Consider the following 1,467-nt stretch of genomic DNA (forward strand, 5'->3'; position numbering starts at 1 on the left):
TAGCCGTCGAGCCGGCCGGCCGCGACAGCGGCGAGATCGAGGGATGCCGCGCCCATACGCCGCAGGTCGCGCGCGAGGGGCAGCACCGCGCCCACGGCGGCGAGATCGCCGGCGTGGGTGGCGGGGTCGTAGCCGAAGCCGGTTCCGAGCAGGGCACCGGCGGGGCCGATCTCGGGAGATACGTGCAGGCGGTGATCGCCGAGCCAGGCACCTTCGCCGCGCGCGGCCCGGTAGAGCTCTCCGAGCGCCGGGGCGTAGACGACGCCCGCGAGCGATTCCCAGGCGGTCGGGTCGCTGCTGCCGGTCACGATGCCGATGCTGACGGCGTAGATCGGGAGTCCGTACGCGTAGTTGACCGTGCCGTCGATGGGGTCGACCACCCAGACGATGCCGGTGCGGGAATCGGCGCCGCCGGACTCCTCGCCGAGGAAGCCGTCATCGGGGCGGGCGGCGGCGATGCGATCGCGGATCAGCGCCTCGACCTCGCGGTCGGCCTCGGTCACGATGTCGGCGAGCGCGGACTTCGTCGCCGCGATCGTCACACCCTCGGCCCGTCGGCGGGCGGCGAGCTCTCCCGCCTCCCGGGCGATCTCGACGGCGAGCGACTGCAGTTCGAGCGGGAGGGTCATACCGCCACGCTATCGCCCGGGCCGCGGCATCCGGCCCGTCGGTGACGCCGCAGGGCGGACCGCTAGCGTGAGGCCATGACCCCCACGCACGATGTCGTGATCATCGGCGGCGGCCACAATGCCCTCGTCGCGGCCGCCTACCTCGGCCGGGCTGGACGCTCGGTCGTCATCCTCGAGCGGCTCGCTCATCTCGGCGGCGCCGCCGTCTCAGAGCGCCCGTGGGCGGGCGTGGATGCCTCACTCTCGCGCTACTCGTACCTGGTGAGCCTGCTCCCCCGCCGCATCGTCGACGACCTGGGCCTGCGCGTCGAGCTGCGACGCCGGCGCTACTCGTCCTACACACCAGACCCGGCTGACCCGTCACGGGGCGTGCTGGTCGACACGCAGGATGCCGCGGCCACCGCCCGCTCGATGACCGCCACGACGGGCGACCCGGAGGAGGCCTCCCGCTATCGCGACCTGCTCACCAGGCTCGCGCCGCTCGCGACGGCGGTGTTCCCGACGATGACCGAGCCGCTGCCGACGGCGGCGACGGTGCGCGCGCGGCTCGGCGACGACGAACTGTGGGAACAGGTGACCGAGCGACCTCTCGGCGAGCTCGTGCGCGCGAGTCTCCTGACCGATCTGATGCGCGGGGTCGCTCTCACCGACGGGCTCATCGGCACGTCGTCATGGTCGGACGACCCCTCTCTCGCCCAGAACCGGTGCTTCCTCTATCACGTGATCGGTGGCGGCACCGGCGACTGGGACGTGCCCGTCGGCGGCATGGGACGGGTCAGCGCAGAGATGGAGCGGGCAGCCCGCGAGGCGGGTGCCGAGGTGCGCACGCGCGCGGAGG

At 73.3% G+C, this 1,467-nt stretch carries 1 protein-coding gene and 1 pseudogene; one reads left to right on the top strand and one right to left on the bottom strand.

Translation table 11 applies throughout. From position 1 onward, the window contains the following. Positions 1–629, bottom strand: a pseudogene (locus ASG00_RS06470) (inositol monophosphatase family protein); the annotation flags it as partial. A 75-nt stretch (positions 630–704) separates the two neighbouring features. Between ASG00_RS06470 and ASG00_RS17430 the strand changes: the two are divergent. Further along, positions 705–1,467 (top strand): phytoene desaturase family protein (locus tag ASG00_RS17430; protein WP_442922612.1); only part of this gene is annotated, 763 nt, incomplete at its 3' end.

The sequence above is a fragment of the Microbacterium sp. Leaf351 genome, assembly GCF_001423825.1.
GTDB lineage: Bacteria > Actinomycetota > Actinomycetes > Actinomycetales > Microbacteriaceae > Microbacterium > Microbacterium ginsengisoli.